Origin of the sequence: Streptomyces sp. NBC_00341 (genome assembly GCF_041435055.1) — a bacterium.
GTDB lineage: Bacteria > Actinomycetota > Actinomycetes > Streptomycetales > Streptomycetaceae > Streptomyces.
The window spans coordinates 5,035,184-5,057,972 of the sequence record NZ_CP108002.1 but is presented as its reverse complement, the minus strand read 5'-3'; the positions used below and the strand labels follow the sequence as shown (position 1 = coordinate 5,057,972).

Genomic DNA, 22,789 nt, shown 5'->3' with positions numbered 1-22,789 from the left:
GTGCCGGGACGGCTCAGTGCTGCACCTGTACGGCGCAGACCTTGGCCGACCCGTTGAAGACCGACCAGGAGAGCGTCCGGCGGTCGCTCCGCTGCGGGCAGTTGCCGCCGCTGACCAGCGCCGTAATGCCCATGACCGCGTTCTGTCCCTTCGGGACCTGTGTCCGGTCGCAGCCCCAGACGCTGAACAGCCGCCCGGTGCCCTTGACCGAGCCGTCGGCCTGTTTGGTCAGTACCGCGGGGAAGCACTGCCCCGCGACGAACACCCGGTCCAGGCAGAGCGCGATGGAGGACCCGTCGTCGTTCACATGGCCCCAGCCGTGCTGGCCCCCGCCCTCGGGGCAGCCGGAGGCGGACGTCGTCACCATCGTCACCTTCGAGTACGCGAAGCTGGCACCGCAGTCCACCGCGCCCGGCCGGTCCTGGCTGAGCTTGCCCCAGCCCTCGTCGTACACGTTGAGGCAGGTCCCGACGCGGACGGACGCGAACGCCACGTCCACCGGGTCGGGCGGGGCGGGTGAAGAGGGGGCGGGGGTGGTGGTCGAGGGAGCGGGCGTGGTGGGGCCGTCGTCCGGGGCGGGAGTGGTGCGGTCGTCGTCCGGCTTCTTGGTCTCGCCGCCCGTCGGCGGATCCGGGCGCGGTGGGGGTATCACCGGAGAGCTCACGCCGTCCGAGGGCTTCCCGTTCCCGGCCACCGACGTCCCCTCCCACGGCTTCCACGTGCCGAGGAGCAGGGCGAGGCCCAGCAGTCCGACGAGCACCGCCGACGAGACGCTGATGAAGTAACTACTGGTGATGTCGCGGCCGGCGACCGTGACCCGGCCCCGCCCGGACGCCCGCGCGTTGATCCGGGTCCCGCCGGTGTCACCGGTACCGCCGTCGCCGTAATCGTCATCGTCGTCGCCGCCGTAGTAATCGTCGTCGTCGTCGAATCCGCCCGGGTTCCCTCGGGAGTAGCTCAAACCGTCACCTGCGCTCGGTGATGTTGACGTCACGCCCCGCCATGGTGATGCGGGCCTTCCCCGACGCCCGCGCCTTCATGGTGATGCGGTGGGCCCGGAAGTCCTCCGGCCGGCCGGCCGCCCGCACCTCGTTGATCAGCTGCTCCATCGCGGGCACCAGCTCCGGGTGGTCGGCCATCAGCCGGCGCAGGCGCTGCTTCCATTCGGAGACGAGCTCCTCCTCTGTGCCGTCGTCCCCGTCCCGCCGGGCGGCGAGGAGTTCGGTGCGCATCCGGTCCAGATCCCCCACCGCCGCGTCCGCCCCACCGGGCTGCGCCCGGCGCCACAGCTCGCCCACCGCCCGCTGAACCTGTTCCCACCCGGTCGTCGCCATTCCGTTGACCACCGTCGAAGCGGCCTGACCGGCCAGTGCCGCGAGTTCCAAGTCCATGGCCCTACTCCTGCCTTCGCCGTACCACCGGAGAAACGTGTATATCGCCCGCGACGGTGAGGCGTCCCGCGATTTGAGGAGTTACTGAGCATGTGCACACGGTGTCCACGGAGCCCGGCCCCTGACGGGCCGTGAGCATGGCTGGTCAGGGCCGGGGCGCCCGCACCCGCCGCATCCCGCGACCGCGTACGGCACACTGGACGTTTGGCCGGTCCACGGCCACCCCGCAGTAGAAAGGGCCGAAGCGCGTGACCGGACCCCTCATCGTCCAGAGCGACAAGACGCTGCTCCTCGAAGTCGACCACGAGCAGGCCGACGCCTGCCGCCGGGTGATCGCCCCCTTCGCCGAGCTGGAGCGCGCGCCCGAGCACATCCACACCTACCGGCTGACCCCGCTCGGGCTGTGGAACGCGCGGGCCGCGGGGCACGACGCCGAGCAGGTCGTCGACGCGCTGGTGCAGTACTCCCGCTACCCCGTACCGCACGCGCTGCTCGTCGACATCGCGGAGACGATGGGCCGGTACGGCCGCCTCACGCTCTCCAAGCACCCGGTCCACGGACTGGTGCTGACCTCCACCGACCGGCCCGTCCTGGAGGAGATCCTCCGGTCGAAGAAGGTCCAGCCGCTGGTCGGCGCGCGGATCGACCCCGACACCGTGGCCGTGCACCCCTCGGAGCGCGGGCAGGTCAAGCAGACGCTGCTGAAGCTGGGCTGGCCCGCGGAGGACCTCGCCGGTTACGTGGACGGCGAGGCGCACCCGATCGAGCTGGACGAGAACGGCTGGGCGCTGCGGCCCTACCAGCAGCAGGCGGTCGAGGGGTTCTGGCATGGCGGTTCCGGTGTGGTCGTGCTGCCCTGCGGTGCCGGGAAGACGCTGGTGGGCGCGGGTGCGATGGCGCAGGCGAAGGCGACCACGCTGATCCTGGTCACCAACACCGTCTCCGCCCGGCAGTGGAAGCACGAGCTGGTGAAGCGCACCTCGCTGACCGAGGAGGAGATCGGCGAGTACAGCGGCACCCGCAAGGAGATCCGGCCGGTCACCATCGCCACGTACCAGGTGCTCACGACCCGTCGCAAGGGCGTCTACGCGCACCTGGAGCTGTTCGACTCCCGCGACTGGGGTCTGGTGATCTACGACGAGGTGCACCTGCTGCCCGCGCCGGTCTTCAAGTTCACCGCCGATCTCCAGGCACGGCGCCGGCTGGGGCTCACGGCCACGCTGGTGCGGGAGGACGGCCGCGAGTCGGACGTCTTCTCGCTGATCGGGCCCAAGCGGTTCGACGCCCCGTGGAAGGAGATCGAGGCGCAGGGCTACATCGCCCCCGCCGACTGTGTCGAGGTACGGGTCAATCTGACGGACAGCGAGCGGCTCGCGTACGCGACCGCCGAGGCCGAGGAGAAGTACCGGTACTGCGCCACGACCGCGACCAAGCGGAAGGTCACAGAGGCGCTGGTGCGCAAGCACCGGGGCGAGCAGACCCTGGTCATCGGGCAGTACATCGACCAGCTCGACGAGCTGGGTGAGCATCTGAACGCCCCGGTGATCAAGGGCGAGACCAGCAACGCGCAGCGCGAGAAGCTGTTCGGCGCGTTCCGGGAGGGCGAGATCAGCGTGCTCGTCGTGTCGAAGGTGGCGAACTTCTCCATCGACCTGCCGGAGGCCACCGTCGCGATCCAGGTGTCCGGCACGTTCGGCTCGCGCCAGGAGGAGGCCCAGCGGCTCGGCCGGGTGCTGCGGCCGAAGGCGGACGGGCACGAGGCGCGGTTCTACTCGGTGGTCGCCCGCGACACGATCGACCAGGACTTCGCGGCCCACCGCCAGCGCTTCCTGGCCGAGCAGGGCTACGCGTACCGGATCGTCGACGCGGACGAGCTGCTGACGGACGACCGCGACAGCTGAGGGAACGGGCGGGGGGGCGGGCGGTCAGCGGTTGCGGCGGACCCCCGCCTCCTCCGCGTACTCACCGAGGACGGCGACGCCGAACGCGGCCCGTACGAAGATCCCGGCGGCGCGCAGGGCCTTCCCGGCCCGGTGGCTGTGGTGGTGACCGGTGGCCGCGGTCGCGCCGTGCGCGGGGCCGGTCCTTCGCGGGTTCAGAATGACGGTGCTCATGTATTCCATGGTGCTCCGGCCGGCCGGGTGACGTCGTCGGCCCGCAGGGTGAAGGTGCCGGGGCCCCGGCTACCCCTGTGGTGCCATGCCGTCCCCTACGGGACGGACCCCTCGGCCGTACGCCCCGGCACTCCGCGGCCGTACTCCGGTGGTTATTCATTCGCGCCCGGCCCGGCCCGTCGATACAATCGCCGGTCTGCCCGCCTCCCGCACCGTGGTACCGGCAGCCCGCGAGGGCTCGCGCCGGCAGCCGGGGGAGCGCCGCCGACCGGACGGAAACCGGCCGACAGCCGTACGCGCGCCCTCGTGCGTACCAGTGATCGATCCCCGAGCGGACCGCATCGCCCCCGGTGAACGGCCGGGGACGGGAAGCGGTCCGCCGTCCTGCGTTGAATGCCGGAGGCAACACCGTGCCCGCGCACGTACACGAAAGCGACACCACCACCGATCCCCTGGCTCATGAACGCGCCCATCTGGCTGCCTCGCGCGCCGCGCTGCGTGCCATGCGCGAGGACGCCCAGGCCCTGAACATCCGCGATGTCACGGCGAACTGGGTGAACGCCGCGGTACTCCAGGCCCAGATCACCGACCGCATCAAGTCACTGGCCGACCTCGCCCACACCCCGCTCTTCTTCGGACGGCTCGACTACCTCCACGTGGTCGGCGCGGAGAAGGCCGAGGGCGCGGAGGGCGAGCAGTTCTACATCGGGCGCCGCCACGTCCACGACGCCGACGGCGACCCGATGGTGATCGACTGGCGGGCGCCGGTCTCCCAGCCGTTCTACCGGGCGTCCCGCAACGACCCGCTCGACGTCGGCCAGCGGCGCCGCTTCGGCTACACCGGCGGCGAGCTGACCGCGTACGAGGACGAGCACCTCACCGACCCGGCAGAGGCCGCGCAGACCAGCAAGCTCCTCCAGGCGGAGATCGAGCGGCCGCGCGTCGGCCCGATGCGCGACATCGTCGCGACGATCCAGCCGGAGCAGGACGAGATCGTCCGCAGCGAGCTGGGCGGCTCCGTCTGCGTGCAGGGCGGGCCCGGCACCGGGAAGACCGCCGTCGGCCTGCACCGGGTCGCGTATCTGCTGTACGCGCACCGGGACCGGCTGGCCCGCACCGGGACGCTGGTCATCGGGCCGAACCGGTCCTTCCTCCACTACATCGAGCAGGTGCTGCCCGCCCTCGGTGAGCTGGAGGTCAAGCAGGCGACCGTCGACGATCTGGTGACGGCGAACGTCGAGGTCCGGGGTACGGACGAGGCGCGGGCCGCCGTCGTGAAGGGCGACGCCCGGATGGCGGAGGTGCTGCGGCGGGCGATCCGTTCGCACGTGACGCCGCCGACGGAGCCGGTGATGGTGGTGCGCGGTTCACGGCGCTGGCGGGTGCCCGCGTACGAGATCGAGGAGATGGTCGAGGAGCTGCTGGCCCGCGACATGCGGTACGGGGCCGCGCACGAGGCCCTTCCGCAGCGCATCGCGCACGCCGTGCTGGTGCGGATGGAGGAGGCGGGCGAGGCGCCCGACGACCGGGTGCAGAACGCGGTGGCGCGCACCCCTGCGGTGAAGGCGGCGGTGAAGGCGGCCTGGCCCGCGGTCGAACCGGCGAAGCTGGTGCTGCGGCTGCTGTCGGACCCGGAGTTCCTGGCCGCGCAGGCGGACGGGCTGCTGACGGAGGACGAGCAGAAGACGATCCTGTGGAGCAAACCGGCCCGCAGCGTGAAGTCCGCGAAGTGGTCGGCGGCGGACGCGGTGCTGATCGACGAGGCGAACGACCTGGTGGCGCGCACGCACTCGCTGGGCCATGTGGTGATCGACGAGGCGCAGGACCTCTCCCCCATGCAGTACCGGGCGGTGGGCCGGCGCTGCTCGACCGGTTCCGCCACCGTCCTCGGGGACCTGGCGCAGGGCACGACGCCGTGGTCGACGCAGAGCTGGGAGCAGGCGCTGCACCATCTCGGCAAGGCGGACGCGGTGGTGGAGGAGCTGACGGCCGGTTTCCGCGTGCCGCGCGAGGTGATCGCGTACGCGTCCCGGCTGCTGCCGGTGATCTCGCCCGGCCTGACGGCGGTGGAGTCGGTGCGTGAGTCGCCGGGTTCGCTGTCGGTACGGCGGACGGCGGATGCGGATGCGGATGCGCTGGACGCGGCGGTGGTCGCGGCCTGCGAGGAGTCGCTGGAGCAGGAGGGTTCGACGGGCCTGATCGCCGCCGACGCCCGTATCCCGTCGCTGGCGGCCGCCCTGACGGCGGCGGGCCACAGCTATCTCTCCCCCGGTGAGGAGACGACCGCCGAGTCCCGGCTGACCCTGGTCCCGGCGTCACTGGCGAAGGGCCTCGAGTACGACTACGTGGTGCTGGACGAACCGGCGGCCGTGGTCGACGGCGAACCGGACGAACGGACGGGCCTGCGCCGCCTGTACGTGGCCCTGACCCGTGCGGTCTCCGGCCTGATCGTGGTCCACGCGGCGCCGCTCCCGGACCAGCTGACCGCCTGAGGTCCCGTGGGGGCGCGCCTGCCCCGGGGGGTGGGGGGCGATGCCCCTGCGGGGACTCCCCTGCACGTCCCCACCCCAGCCGCAGACGCGCGACGGCCGGGTTCGGGGGCGTGCAGGGGAGTCCCCGCAGAACGACGAACACAGACCCGGGTCCCTCACGGACCCCCCGCACGTTCGTCGTTTGAGGAGACGCCCCGGAGGGACCCCGAACCCCCACCCACCGGGCAGTGCGCACCCGCACCCGGCGGAGCACCCGCACCACCCAAGCCCGTCCGGCGATTGAGGACGGAACCCCGCACCCCGGAAGAGGGCACCCAAAACTCGCGCGCCCCCCGGCCGAGGGCTACGCGTCCAGCACCGCCCGCCACTCCCGTACCGCCGCCGCGTCCACCGGGCCCGCCCAGCCGCCCGGCCGCGCCGCCCCGCCGATGTGGACCGCGTCGATCCCCGCGTCCAGCAGTTCCGGCAGGTGGTCGAGGCGCAGTCCGCCGCCGACAAGGATCTGCGGTTCGTACCCCGGCTCCCCCTTGCGCGCGGCCTCGACCAGCAGTGTCGGGATGCCGTCGTCCACCCCGGCGGCCGATCCCGCGGTGAGGTACGTGTCAAGACCCGGCAGGTCCGCGAGCGACTTGCGCAGGGCGTCCCGGTCGGTGGCGCGGTCGATCGCGCGGTGGAACGTCCAGTGGCAGCCGTCGAGTTCCGCGATGATCCGCTCGACCGCGACGAGGTCCGGGCGGCCCCCCTCGTCCAGGAAGCCGAACACGAACTCGTCCGCGCCCTCCGCCCGCAGCTCGCGCGCCTTGCGTACGAGTACCTCGATGTCACCGGCCGCGAAGCCGTCCGCCACTCTGAGCATCACCCGCAGGGGGATGTCCACCGCGGCACGGATCGCCGCGAAGGTCGCACAGGACGGGGTGAGGCCGTCCGCCGCCATGTCGGTGACCAGCTCAAGCCGGTCCGCACCACCCGCCTGGGCAGCGACCGCGTCCTCCGCGTCGAGAGCGATCACCTCCAGGACTGCACGGTTGCTCATGGGAACCCAATCCTCCAGGAAGCAGCTATAGGTCTAGTCCAATGGCCAGCCTACGGGCCGAGCGGCCGAGGACACAGTCTCACCGCGCACGCAAGATACGCGAGGTCAGAGGCGCGCCAGGGGGCCGGACGACCGGAATCCGCGGATCCGCCGGGGCCACTCTTGCGTACCCATAGGGGTAGGGGGTATACCTGAACCAGCACCGCATACCCCCCAGGGGTATAAATGAACCCGAAGAACCCCGTGATCCCCGTGATCCCCGTGATCACCTACCGAGGAGGCCCCGTGTCCGCGCAGACCGCAGCCACCACCGGCACCACCGGTACCGGCGCCGCAGAGGTCGAGCTCGCCATCGGCGGCATGACCTGCGCCTCGTGCGCGGCCCGTATCGAGAAGAAGCTCAACCGGATGGACGGGGTCGAGGCCACCGTCAACTACGCCACCGAGAAGGCCCGGGTCAGCTACCGGGGCGAGGACGTCTCCGTACAGGACCTGATCGCCACCGTCGAGAAGACCGGCTACAGCGCGCAGGAGCCCGCTCCCCCGGTGCGCGGCGCGGCCTCGTCCGGCGAAACGGACGCGGCGGAGGAGGCCGACGAGCTCCGCCCGCTGCGGCAGCGGCTGATCACAGCGGTGCTGCTCGCGGTGCCGGTGATCGCGATGTCGATGATCCCGGCGCTCCAGTTCGACAACTGGCAGTGGCTGTCCCTGACCCTCGCCGCGCCCGTCGTCACGTACGCGGGCCTGCCCTTCCACCGCGCCGCGTGGACCAACGCGCGGCACGGCGCGGCCACCATGGACACACTGGTCTCGGTCGGCACCTCCGCCGCGTTCCTGTGGTCGCTGTGGGCGCTCTTCTTCGGCACCGCCGGGATGACCGGCATGACGCACCCCTTCGAGCTGACCATCGGCCGCAGCGACGGCGCCGGGAACATCTACCTCGAAGCCGCCGCCGGAGTCACCGCGTTCATCCTGGCCGGGCGCTACTTCGAGGCCCGCTCCAAGCGGAAGGCGGGCGCGGCGCTGAAGGCCCTGCTCGAACTGGGCGCCAAGGAGGTCACCGTCCTGCGCGACGGCCGCGAGGTCACCGTGGACACGGCGGATCTGCGGGCAGGGGACCGTTTCCTCGTCCGGCCCGGCGAGAAGATCGCCACCGACGGCACCGTCGTCGAGGGCAACTCGGCGGTCGACGCCTCCATGCTCACCGGTGAGTCGGTCCCCGTCGAGGTAGGCGTGGGCGACCCGGTGACCGGTGCCACGCTCAACGCGGGCGGCCGGCTCGTCGTCGAGGCGACCCGGATCGGCGCCGACACCCAGCTGGCCCGGATGGCGAAGCTGGTCGAGGACGCGCAGAACGGCAAGGCGGCCGCCCAGCGCCTGGCCGACCGGATCTCCGCCGTGTTCGTCCCCGTCGTGATCCTGCTCGCGCTCGGCACGCTCGGCTTCTGGCTCGCCACCGGCTCGGGCCTGACGGCCGCTTTCACCGCCGCCGTCGCCGTACTGATCATCGCCTGCCCCTGCGCCCTCGGCCTCGCGACCCCCACCGCCCTCATGGTCGGCACCGGACGCGGCGCCCAGCTCGGCATCCTCATCAAGGGCCCCGAAGTCCTGGAGACCACCCGCCGCGTCGACACCATCGTCCTCGACAAGACCGGCACCGTCACCACCGGAAGAATGACCCTCCAGGCCGTCCACACCGCCCCCTCCACCACGGAAACCGACGTCCTGCGCCTCGCCGGAGCACTGGAACACGCCTCCGAACACCCCATCGCCCAGGCCGTCGCCACCGGAGCCGCCGAACGCACCACCACTCCGCTCCCCACCCCCGAGGACTTCGTCAACGTCCCGGGCCTCGGCGTCCAGGGCGTCGTCGAGGGACACGCCGTCCTCGTCGGCCGCGAGCAGTTGCTGGCCGAGTGGGAGATCCACCTCCCCGTGGAGCTGGCGCGCCGCAAGGCCGAGGCGGAGGCGGCGGGCCGCACGGCGATCGCGGTCGCCTGGGACGGCGAGGCGCGGGCGGTCCTGGAGGTGGCCGACGCGGTGAAGGACACCAGCGCGGAGGCGATCGTCAGGCTCCGGGCACTCGGTCTGACGCCGATCCTGCTGACCGGTGACAACCGGGCGGTGGCGGAGTCGGTCGCGGCCGAGGTCGGCATCGAGAAGGTGTACGCGGAGGTCATGCCGGAGGACAAGGTCGACGTCGTCAAGCGCCTCCAGGCGGAGGGCCGTTCGGTCGCGATGGTCGGTGACGGTGTGAACGACGCGGCCGCCCTCGCCCAGGCCGATCTGGGCCTCGCGATGGGCACCGGCACCGACGCGGCGATCGAGGCCGGTGACCTGACCCTGGTCCGGGGCGACCTGCGGGCCGCCGCCGACGCGATCCGGCTGTCGCGCAGGACACTGGGCACCATCCGGACGAACCTGTTCTGGGCCTTCGCCTACAACGTGGCGGCGCTGCCGCTGGCCGCGATGGGTCTGCTGAACCCGATGATCGCGGGTGCGGCGATGGCGTTCTCCTCGGTGTTCGTGGTGGGCAACTCACTGCGGCTGCGGGGGTTCCGGGCCGGGGCGTAGCCGACCGCACGGCCCCGCCCGCGGGCGGCCGGACTCAGCTCCCTACGGGGAGCCGGGCCTCCGGCCGCCCTTCGCCGGGTCCGCGTGCGAGCCGCTCTTCGAGCCCCGCCCGGACGTCCGGCCAGTCGTCGGCCGTGATGGAGAAGATCGCGGAGTCCCGCAGCCGCCCGTCCTCGCCCGGCGCCCACGACCGGGACCAGTTCCGCAGCACGCCCTCGAACCGGGCGCCCACCCGCTCGATCGCGGCCCGCGAACGGCTGTTGCGGGCATCGGTCTTCAGGTCGACCCGCGCCACGCCCCACACCTCGAACGCGTGCCGGAACAGCAGGTACTTGGCCTCGGTGTTCGTCCCCGTGCCCTGGGCGGAGGCGCCGAGCCAGGTGAACCCGACCTCGATCGCGCTCAGCGTGTCCTCGCCCAGCCAGTACCGGGGCTCCCAGTACGCGGTGGCCCCGACCGCCCGCCCGGACTCCCGGTCCACCTGCGCGTACGGGACCAGCCTCCCGGACGCGGCACGGGCGAGCTGCGCGTCCACGTAGTCCTCGGCCTCCGCAGGACTTCCGGGCACCCAGGTGAAGCGGTAGGAGCTCCGGTCCTCCCGCGCGGCCCGCAGGAGGTCCTCCGCATGCCGGTGCTCCAACGGCTCCAGACGCACCCGTGCACCCTCCAGGACCGGCCCCTCCAGCGTGAAACCCATGACGCACCCCTCCAGTTGTTGTCAGTGGCCGTGTCTAGTCTTCCGTCATGACCAGCTGGATGCACGATTCTTTTCCCGGCCACGAGGTGAACCTCGTCCTCGCCCGCGGCCAGTCCCTCGACGCCCTCACCTCCGGCCTGCGCGAGCAGAACCGCGAACCGCTCGCCCAGGGCGAGGCGGGCGGCTGGGCCTGGGCGGTGCACGACATGTTCGAAGAGGACTCCGAGGACTACGAGCAACCCGACTACCGGCTCGTGAGTCCCGGGGACACGGAGCTCGTGGTGTTCGTCACCGAGCCGTGCAGCGCGAAGGCGCACGGGCCCCAGTTCCACTACCTGCGCAGCGGTGCCACGACCCTGTACTTCAGCTTCGAGGACATCGGGCAGCGGCTGGGGGACAACCCCGACTACATCTCGGCCGAGCTCCTCGCCGCGAACCTCATAGGCCCCGACGCGGAGTGCGAGGAGTGGCGCACGGACGAAGGCCACGACTGCTACGAGCACGAGGCCGATAGGGAGCTCCGGCTCGTGAGGACGATCGCGGACGCCTTCGACCTGCCGTCGCCCCCGCTCGCGCTTGAGGGGGCAGCGAAGTGAACCCGATCGCCCCGAACACCTACGTCATCTACGCCAGGGGCCTGGACCTGCCCACCCTCACCGCCGTCTCCACCGAGGCGGCGCTCCCCGTCCGCACGGCGGGCGAGTCGGACGGCTGGGCCTGGGTGACGTACGACGCGGCCGCCGTCAGTGGCGCGGCGGCCCTGCGGCTGGCATGTGACATCACCGGGTTCCGCTACGACGAGCGGTTCGGCGGGCCCGACCGGGTGGTCACGGTCTTCCTGGCCTCCACCCCCGCGTGTGAATGCCCGCACGGGCAGAACTACGGGGTCCCGCACTGCGACGACCACCCGTTCCACTACTCCTACAGCCGGGGCGGGTTCGAGCTGGACTACTTCAACATCGGGATGCGCCGTGAGGCGAACCGCAGCGGCGACCTGCTGATCCGGGAGCTGCTCGCCGCCGGGATCGTCGGCCGGGAGACCCCCGTGTACGACGCCGATCCGTCGTACAACGCCGACGGAGCCGTGACGATGCGGATCATCACCGAGCACTTCGGGCTGCCCGCCGCGAACTGAGGGCCGCCCGGCCGTCGGTGAACGCCCCCGTGGATCACCTCGCCGTGCGCACGAACCGCACCACCGTCCCCGGCGCCACCCGCGCCGCCCCGGCCAGTGCGGATTCCGGGACGACACCCACCACGGGGTAACCGCCCGTCGTCGGATGGTCGTTCAGGAACATCACCGGGCGGCCGTCCGGCGGGATCTGGATCGCACCCAGAACCATGCCCTCGCTGGGCAGTTCGCCCTGCCGGGCACGGGCCAGCTCGGGCCCCTCGGTGCGCAGGCCGATCCGGTTGCTCTGCGCCGAGACGCGGTACGCGGCGGTGGTGAGCGTGCGCAGGGCGTCGGCCGTGAACCAGGTGTGGCGGGGGCCGAGGAGCACCGGGAGCACGAGTTCGGCGGGCACCCCCGGCCACGGAACGGCCGCCGTCGCCGGGGGGCCGGCCGGCGGGGGCGGGCCCAGCGGCAGCACGTCGCCGTCGCTCAGGGGGTCCGGGCCGAGGCCGGAGAGCAGGTCGGCGGACCGGCTGCCGAGCACCGGCTGCGGTTCCAGGCCGCCCGCGAACGCCAGGTAGGAGCGCAGTCCGTGCGCGGCGGGACCGGCGTCAAGCACCGCGCCCGCCGGTACGTGGACCGCCGCGCCCCACGCCACCGGCCGCCCGTCCACCGTCACCCGGCAGGGCGCACCGCCGACGACCGCCCGCACCGTGCGGTCCGGGCGGACCGCGCAGCCGGTGACGGTCGTCTCCAGCAGCGCCGCGCCGACGGGGTTGCCGGCCAGCCGGTTGGCGAGCCGGGCTGACGGCGCGTCCAGGGCGCCCGCCCGGCCCACCCCCAGGTGCGCGTGGCCGAAGCGCCCCTCGTCCTGCACGGTGGTCAGCGCCCCGGCGCGCACGACCTCGATCCCGGCGCTCACGCCTGCGCCCCCGAAGCCGAACCCGATCCCGCACCCTTATCCATACCCGTACCCGTACCGGCCTCGACGAAGCGGACCCGTGCCCCGGGCACCAGCAGTGCGGGTGGTTCGCGGTCCGGGTCCCACAGGGCGGCCGGGTCCGGCGTCCGGCCGATCAGCTGCCAGCCGCCGGGGGACGGGCGCGGGTACACCCCCGTGTACGGGCCCGCCAGGGCCACCGCACCGGCCGGGACCCTGGTCCGCGGAGTCGCCCTGCGCGGCAGGTGGAGGTGGTCCGGCAGGCCCGTCAGATAGCCGAAGCCCGGGGCGAACCCGCAGAAGGCGACCCGGAATTCCGTCCCGGAGTGGAGGGCGGCCACCTCGGCGGCGGCGACGCCCCACGCCCGCGCCACGTCGTCCAGGTCCGGGCCGTCGTACACGACCGGGATCTCCACCGCGGGCCCTGTGGCCCGCAGCGGCGGCGGTACCGGCCAGCACGCCAGCTCACGGGCGAGCCCGGCCGTCTCCCGCGCGATCCCGTCCAGCAGAACCGTCCGCGCACCGGGCACGACCTCGCGTACGCCGGGCAGTTCACCGGCCGAGCGGCGGCGCAGCACCTCCGCGTGGAAGGCCTCCGTCTCCTCGCCGGAGCCCAGCTCGATCAGCAGCGCGTCCGTTCCGACGGCCAGCACGACCGGCCCCGGCCCCCGGCTCGCCCCGTCCGGCGTCGGCGTGCTCATGCGAACGCCCGCACCACGACGCCCGCCTCTTCCAGCGCGGCCCGGACCCGCCGGGCGATCGCCGCCGCTCCGGGGGTGTCGCCGTGGACGCACAGGGACCGCGCCGCGACCGCGATCCGGCCGCCGTCGGCCGCGAGTACGCTCCGGTCCACCGCGATCCCGACGCTCCGGCGCACCACCTCGTCCGCGTCGTGCACGACCGCGTCCGGCTCGGTGCGCGGGACGAGCGTGCCCCGCGGGGTGTAGGCGCGGTCCGCGAAGGCCTCCTCGACCGCCGTGAGACCCGCCTCCTGGGCCCGGACCAGCAGCCGGGAGCCGGGCAGCCCGAGGACGGCCGGGCTGCCGCCCGCCAGCCGGACGCCCTCGATCACCGCGCCCGCCTGCTCGTCGTCGTGGACCGCGCGGTTGTAGAGGGCGCCGTGCGGTTTGACGTACGAGACGGTGGTCCCGGCAGCCTCCGCGAACACCCGCAACGCGCCGATCTGGTACGCCACTTCGGCGGCCAGCTCATCGGCCGGGACATCCATGGAGCGGCGCCCGAACCCCGCCAGGTCGCGGTACGAGACCTGGGCGCCGATCCGCACGCCGCGGGCGGCCGCCGTGTCGCAGACCCGGCGCATCACGGAGGGGTCCCCCGCGTGGAAGCCGCACGCCACGTTGGCGCTGGTCACGCACGTGAGGAGTGCCTCGTCATCGGTGAGCGACCAGCGCCCGAACCCCTCACCGAGGTCCGCGTTGAGGTCCATGGGGGCCGGTGCGGCCGAGGCGTCCCCCCGGTCCGCCGGATTCATCAGATTCGTCACGAAGCGCACGTTAGCGTCTACGAGCCCCCGGAACACGGGCTCAGAACACGAACAGTTCGTTCTCCTTCACGCCCTCCAGCTCGTACCGCGTCCCCACCAGCGGCCGGTTCGCGAACAGCCGGATCAGCGTCGCCCCGTCCCCCCGGTAGCGGCCGGGCGCCCGGCCCTCGTGCTCGGTGCCGATGGTCAGCTCCTCGCCGCTGTCCTCCAGCCGCGCGACCAGCAGCGGCGTCTTCCGGTGCCGGGCGAACGGGGCCAGCAGCCGGAGCGCGTGCGTCAGCCCCGGGCCCCGGTACGCCCCGTCGAGCCCCCACGCCTCGCGTACGTCCCCGGCGTGGATCCACTCCCCCAGCGCCACCCCGTCCAGCACCCCGCCCGCCTTGGCGATCGCGGTACCGGCCTCGGCCATCCCCCGCTCCAGCTCGTCCACCACCTCCGCGTCCGTCCAGCCGGCCCGCTCCGCGATGTCTCGGTCGTTGCACTCGGGGCTGAACACGTCGGGTTCGAAGCGGCTCTCCACCACCCGGTTCAGCACGGAACCGCAGTGCGCGAGGACATGCCGCACCGTCCAGCCGGGGCACGCGGTGCGCAGGGCGAAATCGCTCGCCTCCGCGGACCGCAGCAGCGGGATGAAGGCGTCTCGCTCGGTGCGCAGGAGGAGACCGGGCAGTTCGGGATCACGTTCGTCAGCCATGCCCCAAGCCAACCATCCCGCTCCCTCGCGGACTTGGGTATTACGTGAACGCGCGGCCGGTGAGAGGCGCCTGCCCGGCGGCCGGTCGCGCGCGGGAGGTCGTAACCTCGGTGGCATGGACGACGACACCGGCAGGGCGTACGAAAGCGGCACCGACGACGCGCTCCGCGGCCGGTGGCAGGAAGCCCTCGTCGCCGCCCGGCGCGGCGCCGAGGGGCCGGACCCGCTGCCGTACGCGGACAACCTCCTGGCGCGCTGGGCCGAACCCCAGCGCAAGTACCACACCACCGACCACCTGGCAACGGTCCTGGACCATGTGGACACGCTCGCCGCTCACGCCTCCGACGCGGACGCCGTACGGCTGGCCGTCTGGTTCCACGACGCGGTCTACCGCCCCGACCGGACCGAGAACGAGGAGCGCAGCGCCGTCCTCGCGGAGCGCGCGCTGCCGGAGGCCGGGGTGCCCGCCGCGACCACCGCCGAGGTCGCCCGGCTGGTCCGGCTCACGGTCACGCACGACCCGGCCGCCGGGGACGGCAACGGCGAGGTGCTGTGCGACGCGGACCTGGCGATCCTGGCGTCGCCGCCGAAGGAGTACGCGCGGTACGCGGCCCAGGTGCGCGAGGAGTACGGCTTCGTGCCGGAGGACGCGTTCCGGGAGGGCCGGGCGGCCGTGCTGCGGCAGCTGCTGGAGCTGCCGAGGCTGTTCCGTACACCGCACGGGGCGGCCGAGTGGGAGCCGAGGGCCCGGCACAACCTGCGCACGGAGCTGGAGCTGCTCGCGCACTGAACGGACGCGGCTGCGAACGCGGGGGCGAACGCGGGGGCGGGCCTCCGCGCCACCGGCCGGGAATGCGACAGGTAAGCGCGCTGTTAAGACGTGTCATGCCCGACTCTGCCGCTAGCCGCTCGCGTATGCCCCTGGCCGTATACATACTCGGCCTCTCCGTCTTCGCACTCGGCACCAGCGAGTTCATGCTCTCCGGACTGCTGCCGCCCATCGCGGACGACATGAACGTGTCGATCCCGCGTGCCGGACTCCTCATATCCGCGTTCGCGATCGGCATGGTGGTGGGCGCCCCGCTGCTCGCTGTGGCCACCCTGCGACTGCCCCGCCGCACCACGCTCATCGCGCTGATCTCGGTCTTCGGGCTCGGCCAGGTCGCGGGCGCTCTCGCGCCGACGTACGAGATCCTCTTCGCGTCCCGGGTGCTCAGCGCCTTCGCGTGCGCCGGGTTCTGGGCCGTGGGCGCCGCCGTCGCCATCGCGATGGTCCGGGTGAACCAGCGGGCGCGCGCCATGGCCGTGATGATCGGCGGGCTGTCCATCGCCAACGTGCTCGGGGTGCCGCTGGGCGCCTTCCTCGGGGAGAACCTCGGCTGGCGCTCCGCGTTCTGGGCGGTCGGGGTGGCCTCCGCGATCGCCCTCGTCGGGGTGGCGACGCTGATTCCCCGTATCCCCGTACCGGAGGAGAAGCCGCAGCTGAAGCGGGAAGTGGGCATCTACCGCGACCGGCAGGTGTGGCTGTCCATCACGATCACCGCGCTCGCGGCGGGCGGGGTGTTCTGCGCGTTCAGCTATCTCGCGCCGCTGCTGACGGACGTCGCCGGTCTCGACTCCGGCTGGGTCCCGGCCGTCCTCGCGCTGTTCGGGGTCGGCGCGCTGATCGGTACGACGATCGGCGGCCGGGTCGCGGACGCGCACCTCTTCGGGGTGCTGCTGAGCGGTATCACGGCCTCCACGGTCTTCCTGGCCGCGCTGGCGCTGTTCGCCTCCAACCAGGTCGCCGTGATCGTGCTCTCGTTCCTGCTGGGCCTGTCGGCGTTCTACACGGCCCCGGCGCTGAACGCCCGGATGTTCAACGTCGCGGGCGCCGCCCCGACGCTGGCCGGTGCGACGACCACCGCCGCGTTCAACAGCGGCAACACCGGTGGCCCGTGGCTCGGCGGCGCGGTGATCGACGCGGACTTCGGGTTCGCGGCGACCGCGTGGGCCGGTGCCGCGATGACCGTGCTGGCGCTGGTGGCGGTCGTGGTCTCGCTGCGGCTGCAGCGCGGCCGGGGCTCGTCGTCGCGGCTGGTGGCGAGCGCCCCGGCAGCCGTGCCGAAGCAGTCGCAGCCGCAGGACGCGGTGGAGGTATGCGCCCCCTCGACGAACGGCTGAGCGCCGTCACGGCGGACGGCTGAGCACCGTCACGAGGAGCGGCTGAGCGCTGCCACGGCGAGCCGCTGAGCGCTACCGGCCCGGCAGCTCGCGCCCCTTCGGGCGGCGCAGGCCCGCCTCCGTGATCCGGCGGACCAGCTCCTTGGAGCCGATCTGCCGGGCCCCGGCCCGTACGGCGTCCTCGTACCGGGCGTCCGGCACGTCGTAGTGGTCCCGCTCGAAGGCCCGCGCCGGGCAGCCGATGGACGCCGCGAACGCGTGCAGCTCGTCGAACGAGTCGTCGCTGACCAGGTGCGACCAGAACCGTCCGTGGCCCGGCCAGTCCGGCGGATCGATGTAGACGGTCACGGGCGCAGTATCCCGCCGAGCGCGCCGACCGGGGCGACCGCGACGGTGGCCTTCGTGCAGACCCAGTGCGGGTCCGGGCCCAGCTCCGGTTCGATGTCGAGCGCGTGCGGGTCGCCCGGGTCGCAGACCGGGCACAGCGGCCAGCGGCCGTACTGCTCCAGGAGCGCGTCCTGGACGTCCTGGGCGACGAGGCCGACGACGAATTCCACGCCCTGCGGCCACTGCTCGACCCACCAGCGGCGGTGCGTCACCGCGTCCTCGACCATCGAGACGATCTGCGCCTCCGCGACGTCTCCGGCGGCGAGGTCGGCCATGACGAGTGCGCGGGCGGTGTGCAGCGCCTGCTCCAGGGGATTCAGCTCCATGCCTCCATTGTCCACCTGCACACCGCGGCGCCCGCCGCTGCCGCCAGAGGTCGGGACCAAAGGGGGGTTGACGGACACAAGTCTTGAAAATATCTTTCAAAGGTGACCAATGACCTGAAGGAAAGTTTCAGCGCTGATTCGCCGCCCGCCCCGGCAGCCCTCGCCGCGAAGGTGCGCACGCTCGCGCCGTCCATGACCCGTTCCATGCAGCGGGTCGCGGAGGCGGTCGCGGGCGACCCGGCCGGCTGCGCCGCCCTGACGGTCACCGGTCTCGCCGAGCTCACCGGCACCAGCGAGGCCACGGTGGTCCGCACCGCCCGCCTCCTGGGCTACCCCGGCTACCGCGATCTGCGCCTCGCGCTCGCCGGTCTCGCCGCCCACCAGCAGTCCGGCCGGGCGCCCGCCGTCACCGCGGACATAGCGGTGGACGACCCGATCGCGGACGTGGTCGCCAAGCTCGCCTACGACGAGCAGCAGACCCTCGCGGACACGGCCGCCGGGCTCGACACCGTGCAGCTCGGTGCCGCCGTGGCCGCTGCCGCGACCGCCCGCCGGATCGACATCTACGGGGTCGGCGCCTCCTCTCTCGTCGGCCAGGACCTGGCCCAGAAGCTGGCCCGGATCGGCCTGATCGCGCACGCCAACATGGACCCGCACCTCGCGGTCACCAACGCCGTGCAGCTGCGCGCCGGTGACGTGGCCATCGCGATCACCCACTCCGGTTCGACCGGCGACGTCATCGAGCCGCTGCGGGTCGCCTTCGACCGGGGCGCCACCACGATCGCGATCACCGGCCGCCCCGACGGGCCGGTCACGCAGTACGCCGACCACGTGCTGACCACGTCCACGGCCCGCGAGAGCGAGCTGCGCCCGGCCGCGATGTCGAGCCGTACGAGCCAGCTCCTCGTCGTCGACTGCCTGTTCATCGGCGTCGCGCAGCGCACGTACGAGACGGCGGCTCCGGCCCTCGCCGCGTCCTACGAGGCGCTGGCCCACCGCCACAACCCCCGCACCCGCTGACGCCACAGAAGAACCCCGCACCCGCACCCGCACCCGCACCCGCAGAACCGTACGAGTTCAAGAAAGCAGAGCCGCTCTCCATGACCTCCATCACCGACGCCGACGCCACCGCTCCCGACGGATACGGCGAGCTGCGCGCCCAGCTCGAAACCCTCACCACCGAGGCGTTCCGTCCCGAGCTCGCCGAGATCGACCAGCTGGCCACCGAGGAAATCGCCCGGATCATGAACGGCGAGGACCGGACCGTCCCCGCCGCCGTCGCCGCACGGCTGCCCGAGATCTCCGCCGCGATCGACGCCACCGCGGCACGCATGGCGCGCGGCGGCCGGCTGATCTACGCGGGTGCGGGCACCGCGGGCCGCCTCGGTGTGCTGGACGCCAGCGAGTGCCCGCCCACCTTCAACACCGACCCCGCGCACGTCGTGGGCCTCATCGCGGGCGGCCCGTCCGCGATGGTCACCGCCGTCGAGGGCGCGGAGGACAGCAAGGAGCTGGCCGCCGCCGACCTGGACGCGCTGCGGCTCACCGCCGATGACACCGTCGTCGGCATCTCCGCCTCCGGCCGCACGCCGTACGCGATCGGTGCCGTCGAGCACGCCCGCACCAGGGGCGCGCTGACCATCGGCCTGTCCTGCAACGCGGACTCCGCGCTCGGCGCCGCCGCCGAGCACCCCGTCGAGGTCGTCGTCGGCCCGGAGCTGCTCACCGGCTCGACCCGGCTCAAGGCGGGCACGGCGCAGAAGCTCGTCCTCAACATGCTCTCGACGATCACGATGATCCGGCTCGGCAAGACGTACGGAAACCTCATGGTCGACGTCCGCGCCTCCAACGAGAAGCTGCGCGCCCGCTCGCGCCGGATCGTCTCGCTGGCCACCGGAGCCTCGGACGCCGAGATCGAGGCGGCGCTCGCCGCCACCGACGGTGAGGTGAAGAACGCCATCCTCACCATCCTCGGCCAGGTCGACGGCCCCACCGCCGCCACGCTCCTGTCCGCCTCGGACGGCCACCTCCGCGCCGCGCTCGCCGCCGCCCCCCGCACCACCTGACTCTCAGGCCCCACCCCCCGCACAGCAAGGCACCACGCACCATGGCTACAGAAGACAAGAACCGCGCCACTGCCGCCGCGATCCTTCCGCTCGTCGGTGGCGCCGCGAACGTCAGCTCCATCGCCCACTGCATGACCCGGCTCCGGCTGGGTCTGCACGACCGTTCGCTCGTCCAGGACGAGGCTCTGAAGGCCGTCCCGGCCGTCATGGGTGTGGTCGACGACGACACGTACCAGATCGTTCTCGGTCCCGGTACGGTCGCCCGCGTCACGCCGGAGTTCGAGAAGCTCGTCGAGGAGGGCCGGGCCTCGGAACCGGCCCCCGCCCCCTCCCCGGCCGACCCCTCCGCCCCGCTCACCGCGGAGGAACTGGCGGCGCAGGGCGCCGAGATGAAGGCGGCCAGGAAGGCGAAGAACGCCACCCCGTTCAAGCTGTTCCTGCGCAAGATCGCCAACATCTTCGTGCCGCTGATCCCGGCCCTGATCGGCTGCGGCATCATCGCCGGGCTCAACGGCCTGCTGGTCAACCTGGAGTGGCTGCCCTCGGTCACCCCGGCCCTGGCGGCGATGGCGTCCGGCTTCATGGCGCTGATCGCGGTCTTCGTCGGCTACAACACGGCGAAGGAGTTCGGCGGTACGCCGATCCTCGGCGGTGCGGTCGCGGCCATCATCGTCTTCCCGGGCGTCGCGAACATCGAGGCGTTCGGCCAGAAGCTCTCCCCCGGCCAGGGCGGCGTCCTCGGCGCCCTGGGCGCGGCGGTGCTCGCGGTGTACGTGGAGAAGTGGTGCCGTCGCTGGGTCCCGGAGGCGCTGGACGTCCTGGTCACCCCGACCCTGACGGTCCTGATCTCCGGCCTGGTGACGATCTTCGGCCTGATGTACGTGGCCGGTGAGGTGTCCACCGCGATCGGCACGTTCGCCAACTGGCTGCTGTCCAACGGCGGGGCGGGCGCGGGCCTGGTCCTCGGCGGGTTCTTCCTCCCGCTGGTCATGCTGGGCCTGCACCAGGCGCTGATCCCGATCCACACCACGCTGATCGAGCAGCAGGGCTACACCGTCCTGCTGCCGATCCTCGCCATGGCCGGTGCCGGCCAGGTCGGTGCGGCCATCGCGGTCTACTTCCGCCTCCCCCGCAACGAGTCGATCCGCAAGACCATCAAGTCCGCCCTGCCCGCAGGGTTCCTGGGCGTCGGAGAGCCGCTGATCTACGGTGTCTCGCTGCCGCTGGGCCGCCCGTTCGTCACGGCGTGCGTGGGCGGTGCGTTCGGCGGCGCGTTCGTCGGCTTCTTCAACCAGCTCGGTGACGCGGTCGGCTCCACCGCGATCGGCCCGTCCGGCTGGGCCCTGTTCCCGCTGCTGGACGGCAACCACGGCCTGGGCGCGACGATCGCGATCTACGCGGGCGGCCTGGTCGTGGGCTACCTGGCCGGCTTCGTCGCCACGTACTTCTTCGGCTTCAGCAAGGACCTGCTGACGGAGTTCAACGTGTCCCAGGAACCGTCCGCCACCACCCCGGCGGCCGATCCCGCCCCGGTCACGGCGACCACCACCGCCTCCGGCCCCGACGCCCCGGCGAAGGAACCGGCCGGGGTCTGACGGCCACCCACCCCCCCCCCCCCCCCCCGGAACACCTGAAAGCGGCGGCACCCACAAGGTGCCGCCGCTTTCGTGCGCGCGCCTCAGACCGGGAAGGCGTCCGTGGCCAGCGTGACGTCGAAGGGCGCGGGCAGCCCGAGCGGCTTGCCGAACGGCACCGCGTCGTAGCGCTTGTACGTGCCGTCCTCGTTCGGCTCGGTGAACAGCGTGCTCATCGCCCCACGCGTGTCGAACCGGTCGATCAGCAGATACATCGGCACACCCGCACGCGCGTAGGCGCGGTACTTCTTGGTCCGGTCCTCCCGGGCATTCCCCTTCGACGTGATCTCGACGATGAGCAGCGCTTCGGAGGCGTCCATGGGGTCGCTGGTCTCGGGGTCGGCGGCCAAGATCAGCTCCCGCTCCATCACGACGAGGTCGGGGACGTAGAGCTTGGCGAGCGGTGCCACGTGCACGCCAAGTGTCTGGAAGACACCCAATCCATCCGGGATCCCCCGGTACAGGCACTGCTGAACAAGATCAGCGATCCCGCTGTGACGCGCATACGGCGGCGGCACCAAGCAGATCCGTCCTTCGTCGATCTCGGCGCGCCACCCCTCGGGCACGTCCAGTCCCTGCCAGGTATGAAGCAGGTAGTCCCACGGCCGGCCTTCGGAATCCTGCTCCTGCTCGACCATCGCGGCGGTCATCGCGGGTCCCTTCTCCTGAGGCCTGTCCGGGGAGCGTAGATCGACGGTTCCGCAACGCGGCGCCGCTTACCTCCCCGTCCCACGATCGTGTGGCGGACGCACCGAGCAACCCGCTCCGATCAGCGTTCGGAGGCGACCGGTTCGGGCGGCCGGACCGGCTGCACGGTCACCAGGGCGATCCCCGCACAGCACACCGCCAGGAACAGCACCTCGGGGAGTGACGGGGCGGGGGCGGTGTCCAGGGCCCAGTCGCCGAGCCGGACGGTGAAGGGGACGGCCAGTTGGACGGCGGCTGTGAAGACCGGGCCGCGGAGCAGGATGAGGCGGTGCTGTACGAGGTAGGCGGGGGCGTAGACGACCGCGCCGAGCACCACGATCCCGCCCGTCGCGGCGAGCGTCGGGGGGTGGGCGATCAGCGCGGGCAGGGCCATCGGGAGCAGCAGACAACTGGCCGCCGCCAGCAGCACGGGCAGGACGGCCAGCGGCGGCAGCCCGGAAAGGCGGTCCCGGTACAGGAACCCGTACACCGCGAACGCCACCGTCGCGGCGGCCACCAGCAGCAGCCCCACCGCGTCCAGGTCCCCGGCGTCCGCGCCCAGCGCCGCGTATCCGGCGGCCGCCGCGCAGGCGATGACCGCGCCCAGCGCCTTGCGGGGCCCGGACCGTTCACCGAAGAACAGCGCCCCGACGGCGACAGAGGCGCACGGCATCAGCGCGACGACCAGGTTCGTCAGGGAGGTGCCGATGCGCGGGATGGCGAGCAGGGTGCCGGCGGCGTACCCGGCGAAGCCGAGCAGCCCCAGCAGCCAGACGGTCCCCGGCCGGGCGGCGGCCCGTCGCAGGTCCGCCCGGCCGCTCCTGCTCGACGCGGCGACGACGGTGAGCACCAGACAGCACACGGCGGTACGGCCCACCGCGACGATCAGCGGATCGGTACCGGTGACCAGCGCGCCGGACAGCAGCCAGGTACCGGAGAGCAGCAGGACGAGAACGGCCGGCACGGATGTCCT

23 protein-coding genes are annotated in these 22,789 nt (G+C 72.7%); 10 read left to right on the top strand and 13 right to left on the bottom strand.

Annotated features, from left to right (window positions below; all coding sequences use genetic code 11):
* Positions 1-13 precede the first annotated feature (13 nt).
* A complete protein-coding gene (locus tag OG892_RS22755) occupies positions 14-961 on the bottom strand; it encodes a hypothetical protein (protein WP_371630132.1) in 948 nt (315 codons plus the stop codon).
* 4 nt (positions 962-965) lie between these two features.
* Entirely contained in the window at positions 966-1,391 is a 426-nt protein-coding gene (locus tag OG892_RS22750) for a hypothetical protein (protein ID WP_073732927.1), read from the bottom strand.
* 248 nt (positions 1,392-1,639) lie between these two features.
* Between OG892_RS22750 and OG892_RS22745 the strand changes: the two genes are divergently transcribed.
* Positions 1,640-3,292 (top strand): DNA repair helicase XPB, encoded by a 1,653-nt coding sequence (locus OG892_RS22745; RefSeq protein ID WP_073732928.1) that lies wholly within the window; start codon positions 1,640-1,642, stop codon positions 3,290-3,292.
* A 24-nt stretch (positions 3,293-3,316) separates the two neighbouring features.
* Here the strand turns inward: OG892_RS22745 and OG892_RS22740 are convergent, their stop codons facing one another.
* Positions 3,317-3,505, bottom strand: coding sequence for a hypothetical protein (locus OG892_RS22740; protein WP_073733177.1), 189 nt, complete (start codon positions 3,503-3,505; stop codon positions 3,317-3,319).
* 410 nt (positions 3,506-3,915) lie between these two features.
* Here OG892_RS22740 and OG892_RS22735 point away from each other — a divergent pair, with 410 nt between their 5' ends.
* Complete coding sequence (locus tag OG892_RS22735) at positions 3,916-5,997, top strand: ATP-binding domain-containing protein (protein ID WP_371630131.1); 2,082 nt, start codon at positions 3,916-3,918, stop codon at positions 5,995-5,997.
* A gap of 343 nt (positions 5,998-6,340) precedes the next feature.
* Here the strand turns inward: OG892_RS22735 and OG892_RS22730 are convergent, their stop codons facing one another.
* Complete coding sequence (locus OG892_RS22730) at positions 6,341-7,030, bottom strand: copper homeostasis protein CutC (protein ID WP_073732929.1); 690 nt, start codon at positions 7,028-7,030, stop codon at positions 6,341-6,343.
* Positions 7,031-7,315: 285 nt separating this feature from the next.
* On the opposite strand from OG892_RS22730, the gene OG892_RS22725 reads away from it, so the two are divergent.
* Positions 7,316-9,604: a heavy metal translocating P-type ATPase gene (locus tag OG892_RS22725; protein WP_328865949.1), complete on the top strand. Its 2,289-nt coding sequence runs from the start codon at positions 7,316-7,318 to the stop codon at positions 9,602-9,604.
* Between the two features lie 34 nt (positions 9,605-9,638).
* Here OG892_RS22725 and OG892_RS22720 read toward each other — a convergent pair whose 3' ends face one another.
* Complete coding sequence (locus OG892_RS22720; protein WP_073732930.1) at positions 9,639-10,301, bottom strand: GNAT family N-acetyltransferase; 663 nt, start codon at positions 10,299-10,301, stop codon at positions 9,639-9,641.
* Positions 10,302-10,348: 47 nt separating this feature from the next.
* On the opposite strand from OG892_RS22720, the gene OG892_RS22715 reads away from it, so the two are divergent.
* Positions 10,349-10,897: a hypothetical protein gene (locus tag OG892_RS22715; protein ID WP_371630130.1), complete on the top strand. Its 549-nt coding sequence runs from the start codon at positions 10,349-10,351 to the stop codon at positions 10,895-10,897.
* Positions 10,894-11,436, top strand: coding sequence for a hypothetical protein (locus OG892_RS22710; RefSeq protein WP_371630129.1), 543 nt, complete (start codon positions 10,894-10,896; stop codon positions 11,434-11,436). Before OG892_RS22715 ends, OG892_RS22710 begins: the two co-directional genes overlap by 4 nt.
* Positions 11,437-11,470: 34 nt before the next feature.
* Here OG892_RS22710 and OG892_RS22705 read toward each other — a convergent pair whose 3' ends face one another.
* The 4 genes from OG892_RS22705 to OG892_RS22690 all read right to left on the bottom strand — a co-directional run bounded on the left by OG892_RS22705 (position 11,471) and on the right by OG892_RS22690 (position 14,553).
* Positions 11,471-12,337, bottom strand: coding sequence for a biotin-dependent carboxyltransferase family protein (locus OG892_RS22705; RefSeq protein WP_371630128.1), 867 nt, complete (start codon positions 12,335-12,337; stop codon positions 11,471-11,473).
* The gene (gene pxpB, locus OG892_RS22700) at positions 12,334-13,056 is read right to left on the bottom strand and encodes a 5-oxoprolinase subunit PxpB (protein ID WP_371630127.1); all 723 of its coding nucleotides are present in this window, start codon (positions 13,054-13,056) and stop codon (positions 12,334-12,336) included. The genes OG892_RS22705 and pxpB overlap by 4 nt, the downstream gene beginning before the upstream one ends.
* A complete protein-coding gene (locus OG892_RS22695; protein WP_073733180.1) occupies positions 13,053-13,802 on the bottom strand; it encodes a LamB/YcsF family protein in 750 nt (249 codons plus the stop codon). The genes pxpB and OG892_RS22695 overlap by 4 nt, the downstream gene beginning before the upstream one ends.
* Positions 13,803-13,899: 97 nt before the next feature.
* Positions 13,900-14,553 carry a maleylpyruvate isomerase family mycothiol-dependent enzyme gene (locus tag OG892_RS22690; RefSeq protein WP_371630126.1) on the bottom strand — a complete coding sequence of 218 codons (654 nt, stop codon included), beginning with the start codon at positions 14,551-14,553 and terminating at the stop codon, positions 13,900-13,902.
* A gap of 115 nt (positions 14,554-14,668) precedes the next feature.
* On the opposite strand from OG892_RS22690, the gene OG892_RS22685 reads away from it, so the two are divergent.
* Positions 14,669-15,343 carry a hypothetical protein gene (locus OG892_RS22685; RefSeq protein WP_371630125.1) on the top strand — a complete coding sequence of 225 codons (675 nt, stop codon included), beginning with the start codon at positions 14,669-14,671 and terminating at the stop codon, positions 15,341-15,343.
* Between the two features lie 125 nt (positions 15,344-15,468).
* The gene (locus OG892_RS22680) at positions 15,469-16,716 is read left to right on the top strand and encodes a Cmx/CmrA family chloramphenicol efflux MFS transporter (protein ID WP_371630124.1); all 1,248 of its coding nucleotides are present in this window, start codon (positions 15,469-15,471) and stop codon (positions 16,714-16,716) included.
* 72 nt (positions 16,717-16,788) lie between these two features.
* Here the strand turns inward: OG892_RS22680 and OG892_RS22675 are convergent, their stop codons facing one another.
* The gene (locus tag OG892_RS22675) at positions 16,789-17,064 is read right to left on the bottom strand and encodes a DUF4031 domain-containing protein (RefSeq protein ID WP_073732938.1); all 276 of its coding nucleotides are present in this window, start codon (positions 17,062-17,064) and stop codon (positions 16,789-16,791) included.
* Complete coding sequence (locus tag OG892_RS22670; RefSeq protein WP_371630123.1) at positions 17,061-17,429, bottom strand: hypothetical protein; 369 nt, start codon at positions 17,427-17,429, stop codon at positions 17,061-17,063. The genes OG892_RS22675 and OG892_RS22670 overlap by 4 nt, the downstream gene beginning before the upstream one ends.
* 102 nt (positions 17,430-17,531) lie before the next feature.
* Between OG892_RS22670 and OG892_RS22665 the strand changes: the two genes are divergently transcribed.
* The 3 genes from OG892_RS22665 to OG892_RS22655 all read left to right on the top strand — a co-directional run bounded on the left by OG892_RS22665 (position 17,532) and on the right by OG892_RS22655 (position 21,090).
* The gene (locus OG892_RS22665; RefSeq protein WP_073732940.1) at positions 17,532-18,449 is read left to right on the top strand and encodes a MurR/RpiR family transcriptional regulator; all 918 of its coding nucleotides are present in this window, start codon (positions 17,532-17,534) and stop codon (positions 18,447-18,449) included.
* Between the two features lie 80 nt (positions 18,450-18,529).
* Positions 18,530-19,495, top strand: a complete 966-nt coding sequence (gene murQ / locus OG892_RS22660; RefSeq protein ID WP_073732941.1) for an N-acetylmuramic acid 6-phosphate etherase — start codon at positions 18,530-18,532, stop codon at positions 19,493-19,495.
* A 41-nt stretch (positions 19,496-19,536) separates the two neighbouring features.
* Entirely contained in the window at positions 19,537-21,090 is a 1,554-nt protein-coding gene (locus tag OG892_RS22655) for a PTS transporter subunit EIIC (RefSeq protein ID WP_371630122.1), read from the top strand.
* A gap of 83 nt (positions 21,091-21,173) precedes the next feature.
* Here the strand turns inward: OG892_RS22655 and OG892_RS22650 are convergent, their stop codons facing one another.
* A complete protein-coding gene (locus OG892_RS22650; protein ID WP_371630121.1) occupies positions 21,174-21,779 on the bottom strand; it encodes a Uma2 family endonuclease in 606 nt (201 codons plus the stop codon).
* A 119-nt stretch (positions 21,780-21,898) separates the two neighbouring features.
* Complete coding sequence (locus tag OG892_RS22645; protein WP_371630120.1) at positions 21,899-22,780, bottom strand: EamA family transporter; 882 nt, start codon at positions 22,778-22,780, stop codon at positions 21,899-21,901.
* Between the last annotated feature and the right edge of the window lie 9 nt (positions 22,781-22,789).

Excerpts from the sequence above, each read along its gene's own strand:
- OG892_RS22720 (WP_073732930.1), bottom strand. The coding sequence starts at position 10,301 with ATGGGTTTCACGCTGGAGGGGCCGGTCCTGGAGGGTGCACGGGTGCGT.
- OG892_RS22650 (WP_371630121.1), bottom strand. The coding sequence starts at position 21,779 with ATGACCGCCGCGATGGTCGAGCAGGAGCAGGATTCCGAAGGCCGGCCG.
- OG892_RS22680 (WP_371630124.1), top strand. The coding sequence starts at position 15,469 with ATGCCCCTGGCCGTATACATACTCGGCCTCTCCGTCTTCGCACTCGGC.
- OG892_RS22670 (WP_371630123.1), bottom strand. The coding sequence starts at position 17,429 with ATGGAGCTGAATCCCCTGGAGCAGGCGCTGCACACCGCCCGCGCACTC.
- OG892_RS22715 (WP_371630130.1), top strand. The coding sequence starts at position 10,349 with ATGACCAGCTGGATGCACGATTCTTTTCCCGGCCACGAGGTGAACCTC.
- OG892_RS22740 (WP_073733177.1), bottom strand. The coding sequence starts at position 3,505 with ATGAGCACCGTCATTCTGAACCCGCGAAGGACCGGCCCCGCGCACGGC.
- OG892_RS22730 (WP_073732929.1), bottom strand. The coding sequence starts at position 7,030 with ATGAGCAACCGTGCAGTCCTGGAGGTGATCGCTCTCGACGCGGAGGAC.
- OG892_RS22690 (WP_371630126.1), bottom strand. The coding sequence starts at position 14,553 with ATGGCTGACGAACGTGATCCCGAACTGCCCGGTCTCCTCCTGCGCACC.
- OG892_RS22685 (WP_371630125.1), top strand. The coding sequence starts at position 14,669 with ATGGACGACGACACCGGCAGGGCGTACGAAAGCGGCACCGACGACGCG.
- murQ (WP_073732941.1), top strand. The coding sequence starts at position 18,530 with ATGACCTCCATCACCGACGCCGACGCCACCGCTCCCGACGGATACGGC.
- OG892_RS22750 (WP_073732927.1), bottom strand. The coding sequence starts at position 1,391 with ATGGACTTGGAACTCGCGGCACTGGCCGGTCAGGCCGCTTCGACGGTG.
- OG892_RS22655 (WP_371630122.1), top strand. The coding sequence starts at position 19,537 with ATGGCTACAGAAGACAAGAACCGCGCCACTGCCGCCGCGATCCTTCCG.
- pxpB (WP_371630127.1), bottom strand. The coding sequence starts at position 13,056 with ATGAGCACGCCGACGCCGGACGGGGCGAGCCGGGGGCCGGGGCCGGTC.
- OG892_RS22695 (WP_073733180.1), bottom strand. The coding sequence starts at position 13,802 with ATGGACCTCAACGCGGACCTCGGTGAGGGGTTCGGGCGCTGGTCGCTC.